General features: G+C 66.1%; 15 protein-coding genes and 1 pseudogene. 7 read left to right on the forward strand and 9 right to left on the reverse strand.

Annotated features, from left to right (window positions below; all coding sequences use genetic code 11):
• The gene (locus ACQP2U_RS07845; RefSeq protein ID WP_433716399.1) at window positions 1-1,629 is read left to right on the forward strand and encodes an ABC transporter permease; all 1,629 of its coding nucleotides are present in this window, start codon (window positions 1-3) and stop codon (window positions 1,627-1,629) included.
• Between the two features lie 1,031 nt (window positions 1,630-2,660).
• Here ACQP2U_RS07845 and ACQP2U_RS07850 read toward each other — a convergent pair.
• From ACQP2U_RS07850 to ACQP2U_RS07865, 4 genes are read right to left on the reverse strand one after another with little or no spacing between them, the layout of a single operon-like run.
• The gene (locus tag ACQP2U_RS07850) at window positions 2,661-3,131 is read right to left on the reverse strand and encodes a nitroreductase family deazaflavin-dependent oxidoreductase (protein ID WP_433714059.1); all 471 of its coding nucleotides are present in this window, start codon (window positions 3,129-3,131) and stop codon (window positions 2,661-2,663) included.
• Between the two features lie 12 nt (window positions 3,132-3,143).
• Window positions 3,144-5,498 carry an ABC transporter permease gene (locus ACQP2U_RS07855; protein ID WP_433716400.1) on the reverse strand — a complete coding sequence of 785 codons (2,355 nt, stop codon included), beginning with the start codon at window positions 5,496-5,498 and terminating at the stop codon, window positions 3,144-3,146.
• Window positions 5,499-5,503: 5 nt separating this feature from the next.
• Window positions 5,504-6,253, reverse strand: coding sequence for an ABC transporter ATP-binding protein (locus ACQP2U_RS07860; protein WP_433714060.1), 750 nt, complete (start codon window positions 6,251-6,253; stop codon window positions 5,504-5,506).
• A complete protein-coding gene (locus ACQP2U_RS07865) occupies window positions 6,216-6,842 on the reverse strand; it encodes a TetR/AcrR family transcriptional regulator (RefSeq protein WP_433714061.1) in 627 nt (208 codons plus the stop codon). The genes ACQP2U_RS07860 and ACQP2U_RS07865 overlap by 38 nt, the downstream gene beginning before the upstream one ends.
• A gap of 160 nt (window positions 6,843-7,002) precedes the next feature.
• On the opposite strand from ACQP2U_RS07865, the gene ACQP2U_RS07870 reads away from it, so the two are divergent.
• A complete protein-coding gene (locus tag ACQP2U_RS07870) occupies window positions 7,003-7,353 on the forward strand; it encodes a hypothetical protein (protein ID WP_433714062.1) in 351 nt (116 codons plus the stop codon).
• Between the two features lie 73 nt (window positions 7,354-7,426).
• Window positions 7,427-7,558, forward strand: a pseudogene (locus tag ACQP2U_RS07875) (multicopper oxidase domain-containing protein); the annotation flags it as partial.
• A gap of 6 nt (window positions 7,559-7,564) precedes the next feature.
• On the opposite strand, the gene ACQP2U_RS07880 reads toward ACQP2U_RS07875, so the two are convergent.
• Window positions 7,565-9,763: a hypothetical protein gene (locus ACQP2U_RS07880; RefSeq protein ID WP_433714063.1), complete on the reverse strand. Its 2,199-nt coding sequence runs from the start codon at window positions 9,761-9,763 to the stop codon at window positions 7,565-7,567.
• Between the two features lie 218 nt (window positions 9,764-9,981).
• Between ACQP2U_RS07880 and ACQP2U_RS07885 the strand changes: the two genes are divergently transcribed.
• Both ACQP2U_RS07885 and ACQP2U_RS07890 read left to right on the forward strand, forming a co-directional pair.
• Window positions 9,982-10,473: a MarR family winged helix-turn-helix transcriptional regulator gene (locus tag ACQP2U_RS07885; protein ID WP_433714064.1), complete on the forward strand. Its 492-nt coding sequence runs from the start codon at window positions 9,982-9,984 to the stop codon at window positions 10,471-10,473.
• Window positions 10,474-10,582: 109 nt separating this feature from the next.
• Window positions 10,583-12,382: a chloride channel protein gene (locus ACQP2U_RS07890; RefSeq protein WP_433714065.1), complete on the forward strand. Its 1,800-nt coding sequence runs from the start codon at window positions 10,583-10,585 to the stop codon at window positions 12,380-12,382.
• 77 nt (window positions 12,383-12,459) lie between these two features.
• On the opposite strand, the gene ACQP2U_RS07895 is transcribed toward ACQP2U_RS07890, so the two are convergent.
• From ACQP2U_RS07895 to ACQP2U_RS07910, 4 genes are all read right to left on the reverse strand, one after another.
• Window positions 12,460-12,642, reverse strand: a complete 183-nt coding sequence (locus ACQP2U_RS07895) for a hypothetical protein (protein ID WP_433714066.1) — start codon at window positions 12,640-12,642, stop codon at window positions 12,460-12,462.
• A gap of 36 nt (window positions 12,643-12,678) precedes the next feature.
• On the reverse strand, window positions 12,679-14,679 hold the full coding sequence (locus ACQP2U_RS07900) for an NACHT domain-containing protein (protein ID WP_433714067.1): 2,001 nt from the start codon (window positions 14,677-14,679) through the stop codon (window positions 12,679-12,681).
• A 289-nt stretch (window positions 14,680-14,968) separates the two neighbouring features.
• Complete coding sequence (locus ACQP2U_RS07905; protein WP_433714068.1) at window positions 14,969-15,481, reverse strand: hypothetical protein; 513 nt, start codon at window positions 15,479-15,481, stop codon at window positions 14,969-14,971.
• Window positions 15,469-15,666, reverse strand: a complete 198-nt coding sequence (locus tag ACQP2U_RS07910; protein ID WP_433714069.1) for a hypothetical protein — start codon at window positions 15,664-15,666, stop codon at window positions 15,469-15,471. The genes ACQP2U_RS07905 and ACQP2U_RS07910 overlap by 13 nt, the downstream gene beginning before the upstream one ends.
• Window positions 15,667-16,298: 632 nt before the next feature.
• Here ACQP2U_RS07910 and ACQP2U_RS07915 point away from each other — a divergent pair.
• The gene (locus ACQP2U_RS07915) at window positions 16,299-17,015 is read left to right on the forward strand and encodes a response regulator transcription factor (RefSeq protein ID WP_433714070.1); all 717 of its coding nucleotides are present in this window, start codon (window positions 16,299-16,301) and stop codon (window positions 17,013-17,015) included.
• Window positions 17,002-18,390: a sensor histidine kinase gene (locus tag ACQP2U_RS07920; RefSeq protein WP_433714071.1), complete on the forward strand. Its 1,389-nt coding sequence runs from the start codon at window positions 17,002-17,004 to the stop codon at window positions 18,388-18,390. Before ACQP2U_RS07915 ends, ACQP2U_RS07920 begins: the two co-directional genes overlap by 14 nt.
• Window positions 18,391-18,543 lie beyond the last annotated feature (153 nt).

The following is an 18,543-nucleotide window of genomic DNA, read 5'->3' on the forward strand; positions in this document are numbered from 1 at the left end:
ATGGCAACTATCGGCAGGCAGCACGGCGCACTCGTCGTGCGCGCATCAGCCGACTTCGCGGGGACCTGGCAGCTGCTGCGGTTTTACCTGCGCCGCGACCGAATCGTATTGCCGCTCTGGGTCTTCATGCTCGCCCTGATGCCCGGGGTCCAGGTCGCCAGCGCCAAAGGGCTCTACGACACCCCGGCCGAACTCGACACTATGGCCAGGACCACAGCGGACAGTCCCGCGCTGATCGCCATGTACGGTCCCGTGTTCAGCTCGGCACTCGGCTCGATCGGCACCTGGAAAGCCGGTGCGACGTACTCGATGATCGCCATCGCGGCGATCCTCACGGTGATCCGGCACACCCGAGTCGAGGAAGAGACCGGGCGCGCGGAACTGGTCGGGGCCACCAGCATCGGCCGCTGTGCCGGGCTCAGCGCGGCGCTGCTGATGACCGGCGTCGGCTCGCTCATTGCCGGAATTATCTGTGCCGCCACCCTCTACGCCAATGACCTACCCGGCGCCGGTTCGCTGGCATGGGGCGCGGCATTGGCCGCCTCGGGGCTGGTCTGGGCCGGCGTCGCCGCAGTCGCCGCTCAGGTCAGCACGGGTGCCCGGGTCGCGCGTGGTATCGCTCTGGGAACTCTGGCCACAGCCTTCGCTCTGCGCGCGGTCGGTGACGCCGGAAACGGTGTGCTGTCCTGGTTCTCGCCGCTCGGCTGGTGCCTGCAGATCAGGCCCTACGCCCAGGAACGCTGGTGGGTGCTTGTCCCGTTGCTCGTGGTCGCCGCACTCACCACATTCGCCGCGTATCGGCTGTTGCGCGGGCGCGACACCGGCTCCGGTCTGATCGCCGACCGGCCCGGCCCGGCCGCCGCGGCGCCCGCCCTGTCCGGCCCGGTCGGGCTGGCGTGGCGTCTGCAGCGCGGCGCGCTGCTGGGCTGGTCGACCGGTTTCCTGCTCTACGGACTGCTGATCGGCGGATCCATCGACAGCGTCGGCGACATGCTCGACGACAGTGCGCAGATCCGTGACCTGATCAACCGCATGGGAGGCTCGAGCATCTTGCAGGATTCGTTCATCAGCTACGCGATCACAATGCTCGCGGCCGCGGCCGCGGCCTACTCCATCTCCGCCGCGCTGCGCCTGCACGATGAGGAATCGACCCAGCGAGCCGAGGCTACGCTCGCCGGAGCCGTCGGCCGGGAGCGATACGCCCTCAGCCACATCGCCATCGCTCTGCTCGGCCCTGCCGTAGCCTTGCTGGTCTCCGGGACGGCGATCGGCTTCGTCTACGGTATGATGGCAGGCGACCTGGCCGACACCGTCGGTGACGGGATCGTCGCCGCGGCGGTCCAACTGCCCGCGGTGTGGGTGCTGACCGGGATCACAGTCGCCATCTACGGGATCGCGCCCCGCTACACCCCGGTAGCCTGGGGCGTACTCAGCGCCATGATCGTGATCTTCCTGATCGGCTCGCTGGACGGATTGCCGCAGGCCATCGTGGATCTGGTGCCATTCGTCCATCCGCCGAAGCTTCCGGGTTCGCAGTTCGACGCGCAGCCGATCCTGTGGCTGCTCGCCATCGCTGTCGCTCTGCTCGCTGTCGGCATCGCCGCATTCCGCAGACGCGACTTGCGTTGAATCGGTTGCGCGCTGCCCGCGTTCGGCTTCGGTCGGACGCGGGCAACCAGCCGCATGAGGTCGTACCACACCACCGGAGCGCCGCGATCGGTCCGGGACCGGAATCGGAATCGCACGATTGGGACCGTGCTCTGTTGCTGTGGGTGGCCGCGTCGATATGCCGTGCCTCTGCTGCGACACTCCTGCCGGACACAGCCGGTCGACTCGATGGTCATCGTGATTCGACGACGGCGTGCAGCTTCTGGGGTTGTTCGTCGCTGGCGAGTACGGTCAACCGGTCTTCGATGTGGGACGGCAGCGGTTTGATGCTGGAATAGCAGCGGCCGCCGGATCACCATCGCGCGATATGGCCGGAGACTCTCTTCTTTTCCGGCGCCGGGAAAGTAGAGAGGGCGAAACCGGAACGCGAACCACACTGCCGCGAAAACGACGGCTCCGATGAACAGCGTCACCACGTCGAATAGCGACAGGCGTGTCAACAGCACGGTGCCCCCAGACGCCACGGAAGTCAACCTCACCGAACCATAGCCAGGCAATATAGGCACTGGCCAGGCGAGGAATGGTCAGCAACGACACGACGAACACCGCGACGGTGACCAACAGCACCCGGGTGCTGCGATGCAAGCGCCGCAGACCAAGACCGTCGCATGCGCTCATCTCCACTCCGTGGCTAAGTCGGGCGGGACGGTGTACCGCCGACGCATGACCGTCTGGTCCGATTCTACCTGGGGCGGGTCGTAGGACCATGCACCAACAGCACCTGGTCAGGAAGTAGCCGAAGGGGGCGTATCCGCTAATTCCGTGGATATTACCCAGTGTTGGTTAGTTGTGCTTTCTCCGCTTCGCGATTGGCAATCAGCTCTGCCGGACCGGCACGGAGCGCCCTGTTATCCGGGCAATCGTGCCTGAAAGCGTTGTCGTACAACAAGATCGGATTCGTTGTCGGTACCTGCTGCGGCAGCTCGGTCATGGCGGTGAGCAGCGGGGTGCGGACGTGAGTGGCTGTACGTGCCGTCACGGCCCGGGACGGCTCAGCGGCAGCTGGTTCGCAACAACACCATGGGCAGGGTGGTAACAGGCGACCCGGTGGCGTGTTCGATGGTGGCGCGTAGCTTGTTCCAGGCTTTCGGGTGGTTGTGGGCGTAGTGCTCGAGCGCGAGGGCGGATTCCTGGTCGGTCATGGGTGTCGCGGTCGCGGCGATGTTGTGTTTGGTGCCGGTCGAGAGGTGTATCTGGGGGTCGGCGAGCACGTTGCGGTACCACTGGGATTGGGTGCCGAAGCCTGAGACGATGACGTATTCGTCGGGGGCGGGCCGGTCGACGACTTCGAGAACGACGTATCTCGGTGTGCCGGTGCGGCGGCCGGTGTGCTGCAGCATCAGTAGTCGGGAGCCGAAGAGGAATCCGAGCCCGCAGCGGTAGAGCCATATGGGCGCGCGGACCAGCCAGCGGGTGCGTAGTGCGCGTGCGCCGACCTTGGTGAAGACGTTCGATTCGGTCATTTCGTTCTCCTGTTATTGGGCGCGTTCCCGAACCACGTGGGCGATATCGATGCGGTCGACCGCGCGGGTGGCGGGTAGTTGGGACAAGCCCGCGGCGGCCAGTACCGCGACAGCGGCCAGCACGATCGGGAGCGGGCCGAGCGAGAGGTGGAAAGCGAACATGTCGCTGTTGAACGACCGCACGAACGCCCAGGCGGCCAGGATGCCCGCGACCAGTCCGAGCGGGACCGCGAGCAAGGTGGCGGCGAGGTTTTCGGTGGCCAGTGCGGCGGTGAGTCTGCGCACCGATACCCCTGCCGCGCGCAGGGTGGCCAGTTCGGTGGTGCGTTCGGCGAGGTTCACGGTCATCGTGACGTAGATGACGGTGAAGGCCAGTACCGCGCCGAGGATCAGCATGACCACGATGAAGATCCAGAACAGGCCGAGGAATTTGTTGATCTGGGCTTGGAGGGCGTGAGTGTCGGTGTAGGCGATAACGCCTGGGAGCGTTGATATCTTGCCCCGAAGCCGATCTCGATCGGCACCGGGGGTGAAGCGGAGCAGGTATCCGGTCCTCCCGATGCCCGCCACCTCGGTGGCGGTGTGCTCGCTGGCGTAGAGGAAGGTGCCGAGCGGTTCGTCGAGCAGGCCGACCAGCCGCAGCTGCCGCGGCGCGCCGAATGCTGGTGTCACGGTGAGCATGTCGCCGACGGCGATGCCGAGACGATCGGCCAGCGGCGCGCCCGCGAGCAGCCCGTCGGCCGGAAGTTGGCGGGTGCCACCGTCGGGGGTGCGGAAGCCATGCATCGTGGTATCGGGTTGCAGGCCGGTCAGGGTGGTCGAGTAGGTGTGCTCGCCTGCGGCGACGGATACCGGGGTGAAGCGGGCCCGCTCGACTGCTGCGATGTCGGGGATGCCCGACAGCTGTTGTGCCAGTCCGGTTTCGGCGGTGGTGAGCACTGTGGCATCCTCGCGTTGGATTTGTCCGAACTGGATGTCGAGCAGGTTGCGCATGCTGGTGAGTATCCCGACCGAGGCGAGTATCAGTGTGAGCGCCAGCACCGTTCCGGTCATGGTCGCCACGGTGCGGCGGCGGCCCCTGGTCAGCGATCGCAGCGCCATCCGCACCACGACCGGCACACCTCGCCAGTGCGCCGACATTCGGGTGAGCCGACCGACCCGGATCGGTGCGCTACCGTCGCCGCGCATCGCGGCCGCCGGTGCGGTGCGGGCCGCCGCGATCGCGGGGGCGAGTGCGGCGAGTACGCCGGTGAGCAGTCCGATCGTGAATCCGGCGATGGTGGTCGGGATGCGATGTGCGACAACGGTATCCGGTATGCCGATGGCGCTGGTGTAGGCGGCGGTGACCGCCGAGGTCGCCACGAACCCCCCGAGCACGCCGAGTACCGCGCCGAGCGCGGCGATCGCAACACCGTAGCCGATGTAGTGGCCGACCATGGTGCGCTGGCGAGCGCCGAGTGCCAGCAGGGTGCCGATGATCGGGTGCTCGCTGTGCACGAGCCGGGTGATCAGCACGTATTCCGCGATCGCGGCGGCGATGAGGAACATGGCCGGAAAGGCCACAGCCAGTTCGGAGAAGCCGTTGAGATCCTCATGTAGCGTCGCGTTGGAGGCTTGGTCGGCCTGCGGCTCGACTGCCCCGGCGCCCGCCGAGCGCAGTACATCCGACATCTGCGCGTACTCCGACGATGTTGCGGTGGGAGACATTTCGATGATCGTCTGGTTCGGGCCCGGCTGTCCGGCCAGTCGCTGGGCCTGGGCCTGCGGTGCGAACAGCACCGCGAACGCGTGCGGGTCGCCGAGTGGCTCCTGGCGATTGCGGGCCGGCCACAGGTACTCAGCCGATCGCGCGATTCCGGACACGGTCACCGGCTGCCAGGTCCGGCCGTCGAACACTTGCAAGGTGGAGCCGGCTCGCAGGCCGAAGGTTTCGGCCGCGTGGTGTTCGACGACGACGTCATCGGGACGGCTCGGGTCGGGCAGTTGACCTGAGGTCAGGTCGATCTCGTCGACGCTGGGTGCGGTGGCGTCGGCCAGTCCGGTGACGCGCCCGACCAGCTTGGTGCCGTCGATGGTCAGCGGCACGTCGGCCTGCGTGCGCACCGCGACCCGATCGACACCCGCCGCCGTGCGAGCGGCAGCGGCGACGGCGGCCGGATCGCCGCCGGTGGCGGTGAAGTCGGCAAGATGCAGGCGGTCGTAGGTCTGCCGATATGAGGTCTCGAGGTTGTGGAAGGAGTCGTAGCTGGCGACGAACAGCAGCACCCCGAGCAGCACAGTGACCGCGATCGCGGCGACCTGCGCGGGGCGGCGGCGCAGGTCGCGCCAGATCTTATGCGCCAGAATAGGATTCGATGGCAGGTGCATCAGGCTCACCACCGGATGGTCGCGGCGTCGACTGGGCGGGCGTTGGTGTCGCTGGAGATGATGTGCCCGTCGCGCATCCGGATCACCCGGTCGGCGATTGCGGCGGCCACCTCGTTGTGGGTCACCATCACCACGCCGCGCCCGGCTCGGCTGGTGCGCTGCAGTAGTTCGAGTACACCGCGCCCGGTCGCCACGTCCAGCGCGCCGGTCGGTTCGTCGGCCAGCAGCAGGTCCGGATCGGTCACCAGCGCGCGGGCGATCGACACCCGCTGTTGCTGCCCTCCGGACAGCTGTGCGGGGAAATGGTCTGCGCGGTCGGTCAAGTCGACCGCATCCAGCAATTCGAGCACCCGCCGCCGGTTGCCGCGTCCGGTGAGTTCGACGATGACTTCCACATTCTCGCGAGCGGTGAGACTGGGTATCAGGTTGAAGAACTGGAAGACGAACCCGATATGGTCACGCCGGAACGCCCCGAGTCGCGCTGGATGCTGCCCGGAAATATCTTGTCCAGCAACAGTTATCGACCCGCTATCGGCTGATTCGATGCCGCCGATGAGGTTGAGCAGTGTGGTCTTGCCCGACCCGCTGGCGCCGAGGATCGCGACCAGTTTACCCGGACCGATATCGAGATCGATGTCGGTGAGGGCGTGTACGGCGGCGCCACCTTCGCCGTAGGTTTTGCTGACCTCGCGCAGGGTGACACCACCTCGGGGCCAGTTATTCGTCGATGTGCTCGCCTTTGCGTGCTCGGTCATGAGATGTTCCTTTGCTCGCTGGGTGGTCGGCCAGGCCTGCCGCGCGCATCAGTGGACCGGTCACGTCGATCCCGCTCAGTGCGGGGTCGATCATTCGGTGCAGGATCAGGCCGTCGATGAGCGCGAGCAGCACCGCGGCGGTGGCCTCGGGATCGGTCACCACCTGCTGCTCGCGCAGCCATGTCGTCATGGCCGTGCGTGCTTCGGCAACGAATCGGCCGAGTTCGCCGCGCAGTCGCTCGTGTCTCGTCGCGGCCAGCATCATTTCGCTCATCGCGACGGTCGCCGGATCGGTGGAGGAATACGAGCCGATCGCGCGCAGCAACTGCCGCATCGCCTCCGGCCCCGGCAAGGCGAGCACCCCCACCATCGCCTTGTCGTATTCGGCGCGCGCCAGCTGCAACGACGCATCGATCAACAGATCGGTAACCGTAGGAAAGTGGTAATGCACCACGCCCGCTCGCACTCCGGCGCGCTCGGCCACCATGCGGGTCGTCACCGCACCCCACCCGCGCTCGGCGACGAGCTGCGTTGCCGCACTCATCAATCGGGCGCGCGTGTCCCGGCCCTGCTCTGCCGAAGTGACCATCTCGCTCCTCTCCCCGCTCGCTTGGTCGTTCACCTTGGGCGTATGACCAAACTACGCCCTGTTGATGGCACTATGCAATAGTTGCCATAGGCAATTTTTATGTGATGAAGGGCTGGGCCGAATAGATCGGCGCAGGGCCACGCATACCCATTCCTGGCCGGTGCCCGCTGGCCCGGTCCGGACGATCCGTCCTCGGTGGTGTGGCTGTACCACGATCACGGTCACCCGCCGCGACGGTGCGCATGCCGACGGCCGTCCCACCGATGTCGAGCGCGAATTGTTCTTCCTATTCACCGAATTCGACGAGAACGTGAGTCCGTATCTCGTCGAGAACATCGCCCGCTATGGCGGTGGTCGGCACCTCGATCCCGCGGACGCGGCGTTGCAGGGCAGCAACACGAAATCCGCAATCAACGGCTACCTGTTCGGCAATGACCCCATCGGTACCGCCGCCGATCGTCCCGCCATCACTATCGGAAGGGGCAGGTGCGCTGGTATCTGCTGGGCCTGAACAGTGAGACCGATCTGTATACCCCGCACTGGCACGGAGATTCAGTGCTGGTTAAGGGAACCGCACCGATGTCGTCGTTCTGCTGCCCGCTCAGGTGATCACCGCGAATATGCGCCCGGACAACGTCGGTGTGTGGCAGTTCCATTGCTACGCCGATGATCAAATGATGGAGGGCATGGCAACCCGCTACCGCGTGCGTGCCTGAGCGCGGTCACGTCAGGACCGGTGCCAGCATTTCGGAGTCCGGGTCGGGGAGGTCGGTGGGTGGGGCGTCGGTCGGTGGTTCGGGCGCGGGGCGGGCGCGGCGCCGGTACCACCATTGCAGGAGCCCGAGTCCGAGGAGTCCGGCCAGTGCGGTCGTGATGCCGATTTTCCAGCCAGGGGGGCGCCAGGTGAGGATCAGTTCGCCGTCGCGGGTGCCGGGTGGAATGTCCACGGCGGCGAAGGTATCGGCGATCGTGTGGATCTCGGTGTCGTGGCCGTTGAGGGTGGCGCGGTAGCCGGGCCACGCCAGTCGGGCGAAGACGACGCGGCCGCCTTGTGCCGAGGTCACCCGTATCCGGCTGGTGAGGCTTGTTCGTTCGGTCGAGGTGGCGGTCACGCCGTCGGCGGCCGAGATGAGGCCGTTGCGGGTCGAGATCAGGCCGTTTTCGCGTTCGAGCACCCAGATGTAGCGTTCGTGCCCGGGGTAGTCGACCCACTTCCAACCCGGCGGCGCGGGTTGGTTGCGGGCGTCGGGGTATTGGGCACGTTGCAGCACAACACGATCCACCTTCATCAGATCGACGATCGTGCGGCCGGTGGTGGATTCGGTTGAGAAGGCGGCGTGGTAGGCGGCGGGGCAGGTACTGCCGTCCCAGCCCATACACAGCAGCTTGCTGAATGCCGCGTATCCGATCGGGGTGTAGGCGTTGACGTAATCCAGGCCCATGTTCTTGGCGTAGTTGCCGAAAGCCAGTGAACCCCACGCTCCGGTGAGGCGCTGATCCGGCGGCGGCACCAGCGCGCGGTCGGCCAGTTGCAGTGTGACACCATCGAAATGCGGGAAGGCCGCGCTCATGTCCGAGCGGCGTTCGGGGTAGTGGTAGGACATCGGTGTCGGTGACTGGGCGCGTACCTGGTCGTAGGCGATCGGGAACATCGCGACAATGGCCAGCGCGCAGGCCACCGCGATGCCCCGGGTGCGAGCCAGCCACACGAATGCCACGACAAGGGTGGCCACGACCACGACGGCGACCAGATGGCGGATCACCAGATGTGGTGCCGCACTGAATGTTCGGACGAATAGCAGTCCGATCAGGACTGCGGTGGCGATGCCGCGGCGGCGCAGATCGGTGAAGGTGCCGTAGCGGCTGAGTAACACGCACACCAGCACCAGTAGCCCGACGGCGAGCATCGGCAGTACCCGGGCGGGCCAGCGCAGCGGGCCGATGCGGCCGGGTCCGGCGGTCCACATCAAGAACATGATCGCGAACAGGATCAGGCCCGAGTATTCGCGCAGCGACGCCAGCACCGCGCGCCAATCGATGAAGGCCAGCAGGGGAATCAGGAACCAGGAGATGTAGACCATCGGCAGGGGCTGCACATAGCCCCACCAGCCGGTGAACGCGGGCACGGTGCTGGGCAGGCTCGCGTTCAGTGACTCCGACCACGGCACGTTGAGAAAGTCCTCGTTGAGGATGCGTTGGTTGCCGCGCCAGGTCACCGCCGAGGACAACAGGCCCGGCAGGTAGGTCTCCAACCCCGCGAAACCGGCGCAGGCGGCGACAGCGAGCAGCCGCAGCGATGGCCGCCATGTCCGTTGGTAGACGACCTCCCCGACCGCTACCGCCGTGATCATCAACGCGGATTCCACTGCCGGAAAGACGTATTGGACCGAGATCGCTAGATACAGGAACACGAACACCGGAATCGGTCCGCTACGACCCCGCGCGTAGCGGACCGACGACGCCCACGCGTGCAGCATCCACGCGGTTCCGGTGAGCGAAGTCGCCCAACTTGCCTCGTCGAAGAACAGAAACCACCCCGACAGCGGGAACGCCACCCCCGCCACTGCGGCCCACGGTGCCCGCGCCCCGTAGACCCGGCAGATCCGGAACACCCCGAGCGCGGCGATGATCGAGAAGATCAGCTTCACCACCGTCACGTATAGCGCGAGGTTGTCCACCGACGGCGCGAACAGATCCACCAGTATTTGGGGCGGGTTGTAGAGCCCGGCCTCTTCCAAGGAGTAGTTGCCCGACATCCACTCCCACGGCACCAGCGCGGGAAACCGTCCCTCCCGCAGTTGCCTGCCGAGCATCACCCACATCGGACCGTATTGGGATTCGGTGTCGTCGGTATAGAAATGCCGCGGATTGGCAAGCAGCACAGCCGCATACCCCGCGATCACACCCAGCGCGGTGATCACCCCCCACCGCAACACTTGCTGGCGGGATTCACCTGTCGCACTTATCGCCACGAGAGCCAGACCCTACCCGACAAGCGCACTCTGCAACAGTTGTCATTTGCATGATTGTGTGCCGGATAGAGGGCATCGAACCGGCGCACCGAGGCCAGATGCTGCCTGTGACGGGTATGGCGGGCAGGATGGTTGGGGTAGCAGAACCGGAAGGACGGAGAGTGGCGATGACGCGTCGAGTTGATGTAGTGGTGCCGGAATCCGCCGATGTGATCACCGACGCGCTATTGACGGCGTCGCGGCTGCTGGTCGCGTTATCCGCGCGATCGATCGCCCATGTGGACGAGACGATCACGATTCCGCAGTTCCGCACGCTGGTGATCTTGTCGACCCGGGGTCCGGCCAACCTCGCGACGCTGGCCGGGATTCTGAATGTGCAGCCATCTACCGCCACCCGGATGGTCGATCGCCTGGTCCTGGCCGGGCTGATCGATCGGCAGCCGAACCCGAACTCGCGCCGTGAGTTGGTGGTGGACCTGACCACTCGCGGGCGTGAGATCGTCGACGCGGTGACCGCACGCCGCCGCGCCGAGATCGCCGCCGTGGTCGAGCGCATGCCCGCCGCCGACCGGCACGGCCTGGTACGCGCGCTGACGGCGTTCACCGCAGCCGGTGGCGAATCACCAACTACCGCCGAGATCGAGGGCTACCACCTGTAATCGACTGGCGGTAGCCGACACTCGGCCGTCGAGGTTCCCGACGAGCGGCAACCCATTCGCACCCATTACAATTGTTGCACTCTGCAATGGTTTGTGTGATGAGGATGCGATGACGACAGCGACTCACCCGTCCGCCGGTGGGCGGCGGTGGTCATTACCGGTTCCGGAGCGGATCCCGATCTGGGAGTGGGTGCGCGAAAGCCGCGGTGGGCTGGTGCTGCTTGCCCTGGTCATCGGGGCCGGGTCGGGCCTCGGCGGCATCGTATTCCGCTGGCTGATCACGACATTCACCCGAATCCTGTCCGGCCACGACGACTACTCCGCCGCCGGTCACGCCGCCAACCCGCTCGTACCGTGGCTCGGGCCGTGGTTCGTTCTGCTCGCGCCGGTGGTGGCGGGCCTGATCTATGGTCCGCTGGTCACCCGGTTCGCGCCTGAGGCGCGCGGCCACGGGGTGCCCGAGGTGATGTATGCCGTCGCCGAACGCGGCGGGCGGATCGCACCGCAGGTCACCGTCGTCAAGGCGCTGGCTTCGGCGCTGTGTATCGGTGGCGGCGGATCGGTCGGCAGGGAGGGACCGATCGTCCAGATCGGCGCGGCGTGGGGGTCGAGCCTGGGCCGGCTCGCCCGCGTGCCGGAGAACCGGCTACGGATCCTGGTGGCGTGCGGCGCCGCCGGTGGTATCGCGGCGACGTTCAACGCGCCCATCGCCGGGCCGTTCTTCGCTATGGAGTTGATCCTGCGCGACTTCGCGGCCGAATCCTTCGGAGCAGTCGTGTTGTCGAGCGTGACCGCGAGCGCGATCGGGCGCGCCGCGTACGGCAACCACCCCTTCATGGACCTACCCGAATTCACCTTGCGATCGGGCTGGGAATATCTGGCCTTCGCCGCGCTGGGGATCGTGATCGGCACCGTCGGGGTCGGCTTCGCGCGGGTGCTGTATCTGATCGAAGATCTCTGCGACTGGGCTTGGCGGGGCCCACAATGGCTGCGCCCGGCCGTCGGCGGTCTGCTGCTCGGTGCGGTGCTGCTGGTATTGCCGCAGATGTACGGCGTCGGCTATCCGGTGCTGGCCGGTGCGATCGACGGCGAATATGTGCTGTGGATGCTCGTGGTGCTGATGGTCGGCAAGATGATCGCGACCAGTCTCACCATCGGCATCGGCGGCTCCGGCGGGGTGTTCGCGCCCTCGCTGTTCATCGGCGCGATGGGCGGAACCGCATTCGGCATCACGGTCGGGCAGTTGTTTCCCGACGCGACCGCGGCGCCGGGTATGTACGGGCTCATCGGGATGGGCGCGGCCTTCGCCGGTGCAACCCGCGCCGCGATCACCGCCGTCGTCATCCTGTTCGAGCTGACCGGCGAGTACACCACCATCATCCTGCCGCTGATGCTCGCCATCGTCGTGGCCGCAGGGGTATCCCGGGTGCTGTCCAAGGACACGATCTACACCCGCAAGCTCACCCGCCGCGGCGTCGATCTCGATGCGGCACACCGTCGTTCGACCGCACAGCTGGACCGGCGCACGGTGGCCTCGGTCATGGAACTCATGCCCGAACCGATCGCGGCCGACACCTCTATCGAGGACGCGAGCCGCGCGATCTGGTTGTCGGCCAACGGCATACTGCCGGTCATCGGCGCCGACCAGCGCTACCACGGCTGCGTCACCGCCCGCGCCATCGCCGAAAACCTCGCCGCCCCGGAGTCCACCGACACCACCGTCGCCGACCTCGCTGTCATCCCCCACAAGATCAGCGAAATCTCCACTCTCGCAGAAGCTCTCGACGTACTCACCGACGCGGAAGGCACCGGCCTCCCGGTCCTCGACACCGACGGCCACACCGTCGTCGGCTGGCTCACCCACCGTGCGGTCCTCACCGCACTTCAAGGCGTACCGGTGGCTGGGTAGTGTTCCCAGGGTTGCGTTAGGTGCCCATTTCTGTCGATTTCGGGGATCTGGGGTTCCAGACTGGTGAACTCGCGTATTCAACTGTCGCGGGTTGTCGACGGTTTCCAACCGGCGGGTGACCGGAACCGGGGCGCGGTGACGTAGCGGCTCCAGGTGGTCGCGGCCTCGGCTGCAAGTTTCGTTGTGGTGGTGTGGTGATAGCCGAGGGCATCGGCGACGACAGGGGCGGGCATCTGCTGGACATGCTCAGCGGCTGGCACCGGCCACCACGTGAGTACGCCTCTTGTCTGCGGAAATTACTGTTGCGCTAGTGGGGGTGGTTGTCGCTGAAGCCATTGCCGATAGGTTTCGTGTCGGAACTGATAGGCAGTGCCGTTCACTCGTAGCAGGCCCTTGCGTCGAGCCCAATCTAGGAATATCGCAGGCCGGGCCGGAAACGCCTTGGTGAACCGGAAGACCAGCGTTGCGATGAGAAACCGGCCAGCCGCAGGACTGATCCCAAACCCAAGCCCGAGCCCGATCGCAAGCCCGACTGGGAGCCCGAACCGGAGCCCGATCACGAGCCCGAACGCCAGCCCGATCGAAAGCCCGAACGGAAGCGCGACCAAGGCTGCGGTGATGGCGCTATCGCGGACCAATCGCCTTTCATCGACCGCAACACGTAACCGTTCCTCGTCGTCGACCGTGAGCCCGGCCGTAAGCCCGGCCGCTAGTCCGGACATGAGTCCGGACAAGAGTCCGGCCGTAAGCCCGGTCGGAAGCCCGGCTATGGCCCCGACCGGGAGGCCGACCACAAGCCCGATCGCGAGCCCCATCGAAAGCCCGAACGGAAGCCCGCGCCATCTGGATCGTCCGGGGGCACGCCACACGATTGGGTTTGCCCTCGAGGACTCGGGAGCGCCCCCGAACGCGAGCCCGAACCCGGCCCCGAACGCTAGCCCTGCACAGACGCCGGACGCGAGTCCGGACAAGAGCCCGACCGGAAGCCCGAACGCGAGTGCGGTGATGATGCCGACGGTGAGTCCGTGCAGGGCGCGGCATCGGGTGGTTCCTGCGATTTCCCAGATCTCGTCGAGCCGGATGGCGGTGCCATCTGCTCCGATGCTGCGGCGGTGATCCAGGTGTGTGGCCAGTGACTGCAGCCAGGTTCGGACGTCGTCACTGGTGTAGTCGCGGTGTTCGTCTTTGGGTTCGCGGCCGGTGACCGCTGCGGGGATCTGGGCGGCGAACAGCAGGTCATCGACGGCGTCGGTAGTGCCGCAGGCGATGAGTTGGTCGGCGGTTCGCGGGTCATGGCGCAGGGCGGTGATGGCGAGGCCGAGCATCCAGGGAGTTTCCAGCGTGGTCGCCAACGGCCCGTGCGGGTCGGAGACGAGGTGGGTGGTGATCATCGACCAGCACTGGCTGGTCGTGCCGGTGGCATCGCGATATCCGGTGAGGTGATCGCTGACCTGGTCGGCTAGTAGCGGTTGCAGGGTGACGGTCGCGGCAGCGTGCAGTCCGTTGTCCTCGCCTTGGCGGCACAGTTGCTCGAACAGGGTGGTGCGGCACACGACGATGACCGGCTCGCTACGCCAGGTGTTGTTGAGGTGGTCCAGCAGCGCGCGAGCCGATTTGCCCTGACTGTCGGTGGTGTCCATCTCGTCGAGGCCGTCGATCACGGGCAGGATCAACCCCACTTCCACCAGTTTCCGTGTCAGTGCGGGACGCAATTGCGGATAGTCGAGGCCGAGCCGGGTGATCAACCAGCCGGAGAAATCAGCTGTGCCGTCCCATCCCGCGGCATTCACGCGCACCGGGACCGGGTGTTCGGCGCGAATCCCATCGGCCATGCCCGATCGTGTTTTCAGCAGTCCCTGCACCAGATAGGTCGCGGCGACGGTCTTGCCGCTACCGGGCTCTCCGAGGATGACCAACCGCCGCGGTGGCGGATCGAGCGACTCGCAATAGGTTGCGATCTCGGACGCATCGGCCGACTCGATCACCTCACCCGGTCTCGACTGCGACACTGCGGCGAAGGCGAAATCGACACGAATGAACCCGACCGGACCACTACAGAGGTCCTTGCGCAGGTCCCTTTCCGCGCTCTGCACCGCCGCAGCCAACTCATCGGCCCACGCCGCCACCGATGCCCTGTCGGTAGGCGGTTTCCACCACCGCCACAACGACTTCGACGGTTGGACCAATGCCGCACCAGCCCGCACAGCCGCGGCCCCTGCCTCCATACCGGTCACCCGAAACAGCATGCCATTCCACTGGGTCTCACCGCCCCTGGATTTCGACCGAACGAGGCTCATGCCGGCCATCATGGCCGCCGGGTGTCATTCGGGGCCAAGGGGTTTCGCCGCCGGCGGGTCCCGCCGCAAATTGCCTCGGCCGCAATCGCTTACGTCTGGTTCCGACATCAACCCCGCGCCGAACCGCCGCATTAGCGCCGGATTCCGTTCGGTCCGGGACCCCGACAACACACGACAGTTGAATACGCGATCTCACCAGTCTGGAACCCCGATCTGCTTCTGCGGTCGCTCGTGGATCGAAACTGACCGGCGGCGTATCGGATCAGTCGAGCGTGAGGTTCGATCGTCGCTACCAAGTCTTGCGCTGGGTGTTGTGATGATGTCGCAGGCACCGATCGGTGGCCCAGGTGGCTAGTGCGCTCATGGCCCAGGTGCCCAACAGTACTGCCGCGGCGGCGCGTAAACCGGCCGATAGCGCTCCCGACGGATCGGCGGGTGGGGCTGTGGGCGCGGTGTCAGCTCCGAGCCAGACCTCGACCATATCGCCGCGGACTGCGGTCGTGGTCACCGGTGCCAGTGCGGCCCCGGAGCGCCCGTCCCGGATCCAGCGGACCCGTGCTACCGCCACACGTTGTGCGGCGACCACCCGGGGCTGGGCCGCGACCGTCGCGGTGACAAGGGATTTCGTCGCATTGCTGGCTTCGATGCGGTCGACCGCGGTGGCCGCGGTGCGGATGGCGACCGCGCCGGCCACTGGGAACGCGCACAGGCAAGCCACGATGATCAGGATTCGGATCGCGGACCGGATTCGATCCGGGGGATCGGTACGCCGTCGCGACGGCGTGCGTCTCAATTGGTCCATATCTCGGTATTCGGCAGCGTCGGGAGGTTGTCGTGTACCTCGTTGTCGATGGTGACGGTGACGCCATGCCGTGTGAGGTCGGTGGCCAATCGGTGTGCGATCGCGTCGGCGGTCCGGTAGTCCACGGCCGCGCCGCCGTCGGGAAATCTGAGCCGCCGCACATGGACTTGGCACTCGTTCAGCATGATCGCGCGACAGTCAGCGGACGACGAGCAGGTTCATCGTAAAGCCCCCTGCTCGAGCACGACGCCGTTGTCGAGAGCGGTGCGGCTGGCCTGATCGATGGACCGCACCATCTTCCACGTGATTGCGAAACCTGATCGCGGGTATCGGCACGATGATCCCGAATGATCACTCCAAGTGACCACGACGAACCCCTCACCTTTCACCGTCGTCGATCTACGGCCGAATCGGACGAGTCCGCGGCGTAGAGATGACGCCGCGGTCGGGTCTGCTTCACCTTCGTGATGCTGGCAAGGCCACATTACGGAATGACTGTCGGCTGCTTTGCGAACTCATGACGACCGACAATAGGTGGTCACATTCGTCGCCCCGGTCTGCTGCGCCGTACCCGCGATGTCCGCAAGGCCCCGAGCCCGTTCGAGTGGCGGCCCGGCTAAATCGAGCGTAGTGAAGTGCAGGCTCGACACCGCGACCCAGCCATCACATGACTACGCTCGACGTAGCCTTCGACTTTGCTGGTTCGCGCGATCGAAGCGATGGTGCCGTGGGCAGTTGACGCGCGGTCGAGAGGGAGCGAAAGGCTTTGTTTCGCTCCCTGTCGGGAGTGTGTCCCGCTTCTGGTAGGGATGAGGGCATGGGTGCGAGCCTGATGATTGTCGAAGACGACGCCAGGATCCGGGATTCCTTGCGACTCGCGATGGAGGACGAGGGGTACGAGATCACCGAGGCCGAGGCGGCCGAGGTCGCGCTAGAACAACTGCGCGTCAGCGGTGCCCCCGATGTGATGATCGTCGACCTGATGCTCGGCGGCATGGACGGCTACACCTGCATCCGGGAGATTCGGCGCAACCACGATGTCCCGATCATCGTGGTCAGCGCTCGCGACGACACCCACGATGTGGTCGCCGCCCTCGAAGCGGGGGCCGACGACTTCGTTACCAAGCCCTATCAGATCAAAGAGATCACCGCCCGACTGCGAGCACTGCGGCGACGGGCCAGACAGACCGCCGAGCTGCAGGCAACCGCGGAACTCGAAGTGGTCCTGGACGCCGATCCGGCCGCGCCACTGGTGCTGCTGCCCGAACGCGGCATCCTCCGACGCGGCGAGCAGGAACTACATCTGACGCTCACCGAGTTCCGGCTGCTGTGTGAACTGGCCGAAACATCCGGCCGGGTGCTGAGCCGCGGCTCATTGCTCGAAAGAGTATGGGACCGAGGGTTTTTCGGGGACGAACGGATCGTCGATGTCCATATTCGCCGCTTGCGGACCAAGATCGAGCGCGATCCCGCCGATCCGCGGATCATCGTGACGGTGCGCGGACTCGGCTATCGGCTCGATGCGCAACGCTGACCGACAGTCCGCGGCCAGGCGTGAGCCCCGGTTCCAGAGCCTGCGCGGGCGGGTCGTGCTTGCCTTCGCGCTGAGCTCCAGCCTGGTTTCTCTGGTGCTGGTGATATCGGTCTTCGCTATCGGGCGCGGATATATGGAGAGTCAACGCTCTCGGGCGGTGGAGCGGTTGGCCAGGGCGCACGCCGAGCTGTTACATGCACATGTGACTGGGCCGGACCAATCGGGTGCGCTCGCATTGTCAGCCGTGCATCCGCCGGAAGGCAATGTGCTGCTGCTGTGGTGGAATTCCGAATGGTTCGACACCGATCCCGGATTCATGGCCGAGCTGCTGCGCACCGACTCACTTCCCAGTACCGAGCAGTCCGAGGTGGAGCGGACCTCGGTGGCGGGACGTCACTACTTACGCGTTGGTGTGGCCTTGGATGGCAACGGCAACCTCGTTTACGAGTTCGCGCCGATCGATGAGCTGGAGTCGAACCTGCGGATGCTGCGCAACCTTCTGGTCGCGGGTGCGTGTGTCGCCACTGCGATCGGCGCGGCCAACGGAGCATGGGCCAGTCGGCGCGTGCTCAAACCCTTGCGACAAGTCGCGGGGACGGCGTCCCGCATCGCGTCCGGTGAGCTGGACCTGCGTCTGCCGCAGACCCGCGACCATGAACTGGCGACCACTGTCGACGCCTTCAACTCCATGGTCGATTCACTACAGCAGCGCATCGGACGCGAGCGTCGGCTGGTCGGCGATATCGGTCATGAATTGCGCTCGCCACTGACCACACTGGTCACCGGAATCGAGGTGCTGAACCGCTATCACCAGCAATTGTCGCAGCGGCCGCGCGAAGCACTGCGACTGGTCGGCGCCGAGGTCGAGCATCTGCGGGGATTGCTGGATGATCTGCTGGCCTTGGCCAGGGTCGAGGCCGGGATACACGGCGCCGATGCGGAGGAGTTGTCGGTTGCCGCGCTACTGACACACACGCTGGCGGGGCGGCAGTACCCGCTCGAGCTGCTGACCGTGGACGAGGACATCCGGATCAGCGGGCGCAAGCTCGAACTCGAACGGGCGATCGCGAATCTGCTCGAGAACGCCGATCGACATGGTGGCGGGGTAGTGGCGGTGCATCTGCACTGCGATGGGAAGGACTCGGTGATCACCGTCGACGACGCCGGACCCGGCGTGCCCGCCGAGCATCGCGTGCGGATCTTCGAACGGTTCGCCACCGTGCGTACCAGCCGACGCTCGACCTCCGGGGCCGGCACTGGGATCGGCCTGGCCCTGGTCGCCGAAACCGTTACCGCGCACGGCGGCCGCGTCGAATGTGCGCACCGCCCCGGCGGTGGCGCCCGCTTCAGCATCCGCTTGCCGCGAATCGAATAGAAAGCGCCGATACCGCGGGCCCGAAAACGTTCCAACTCCTGAACGGCGACAGCCTGTTCACTCGTTGCTCGAAACTCTCCCGTTGTTACCGATGTGCGGCTGGTTGCCAGTAGCTGTCCGGGTGCTGGCAAAATCTCTGCAGAGGGTCGGTCG

The sequence above is a fragment of the Nocardia sp. CA-084685 genome, assembly GCF_050955785.1.
Lineage (GTDB): Bacteria > Actinomycetota > Actinomycetes > Mycobacteriales > Mycobacteriaceae > Nocardia.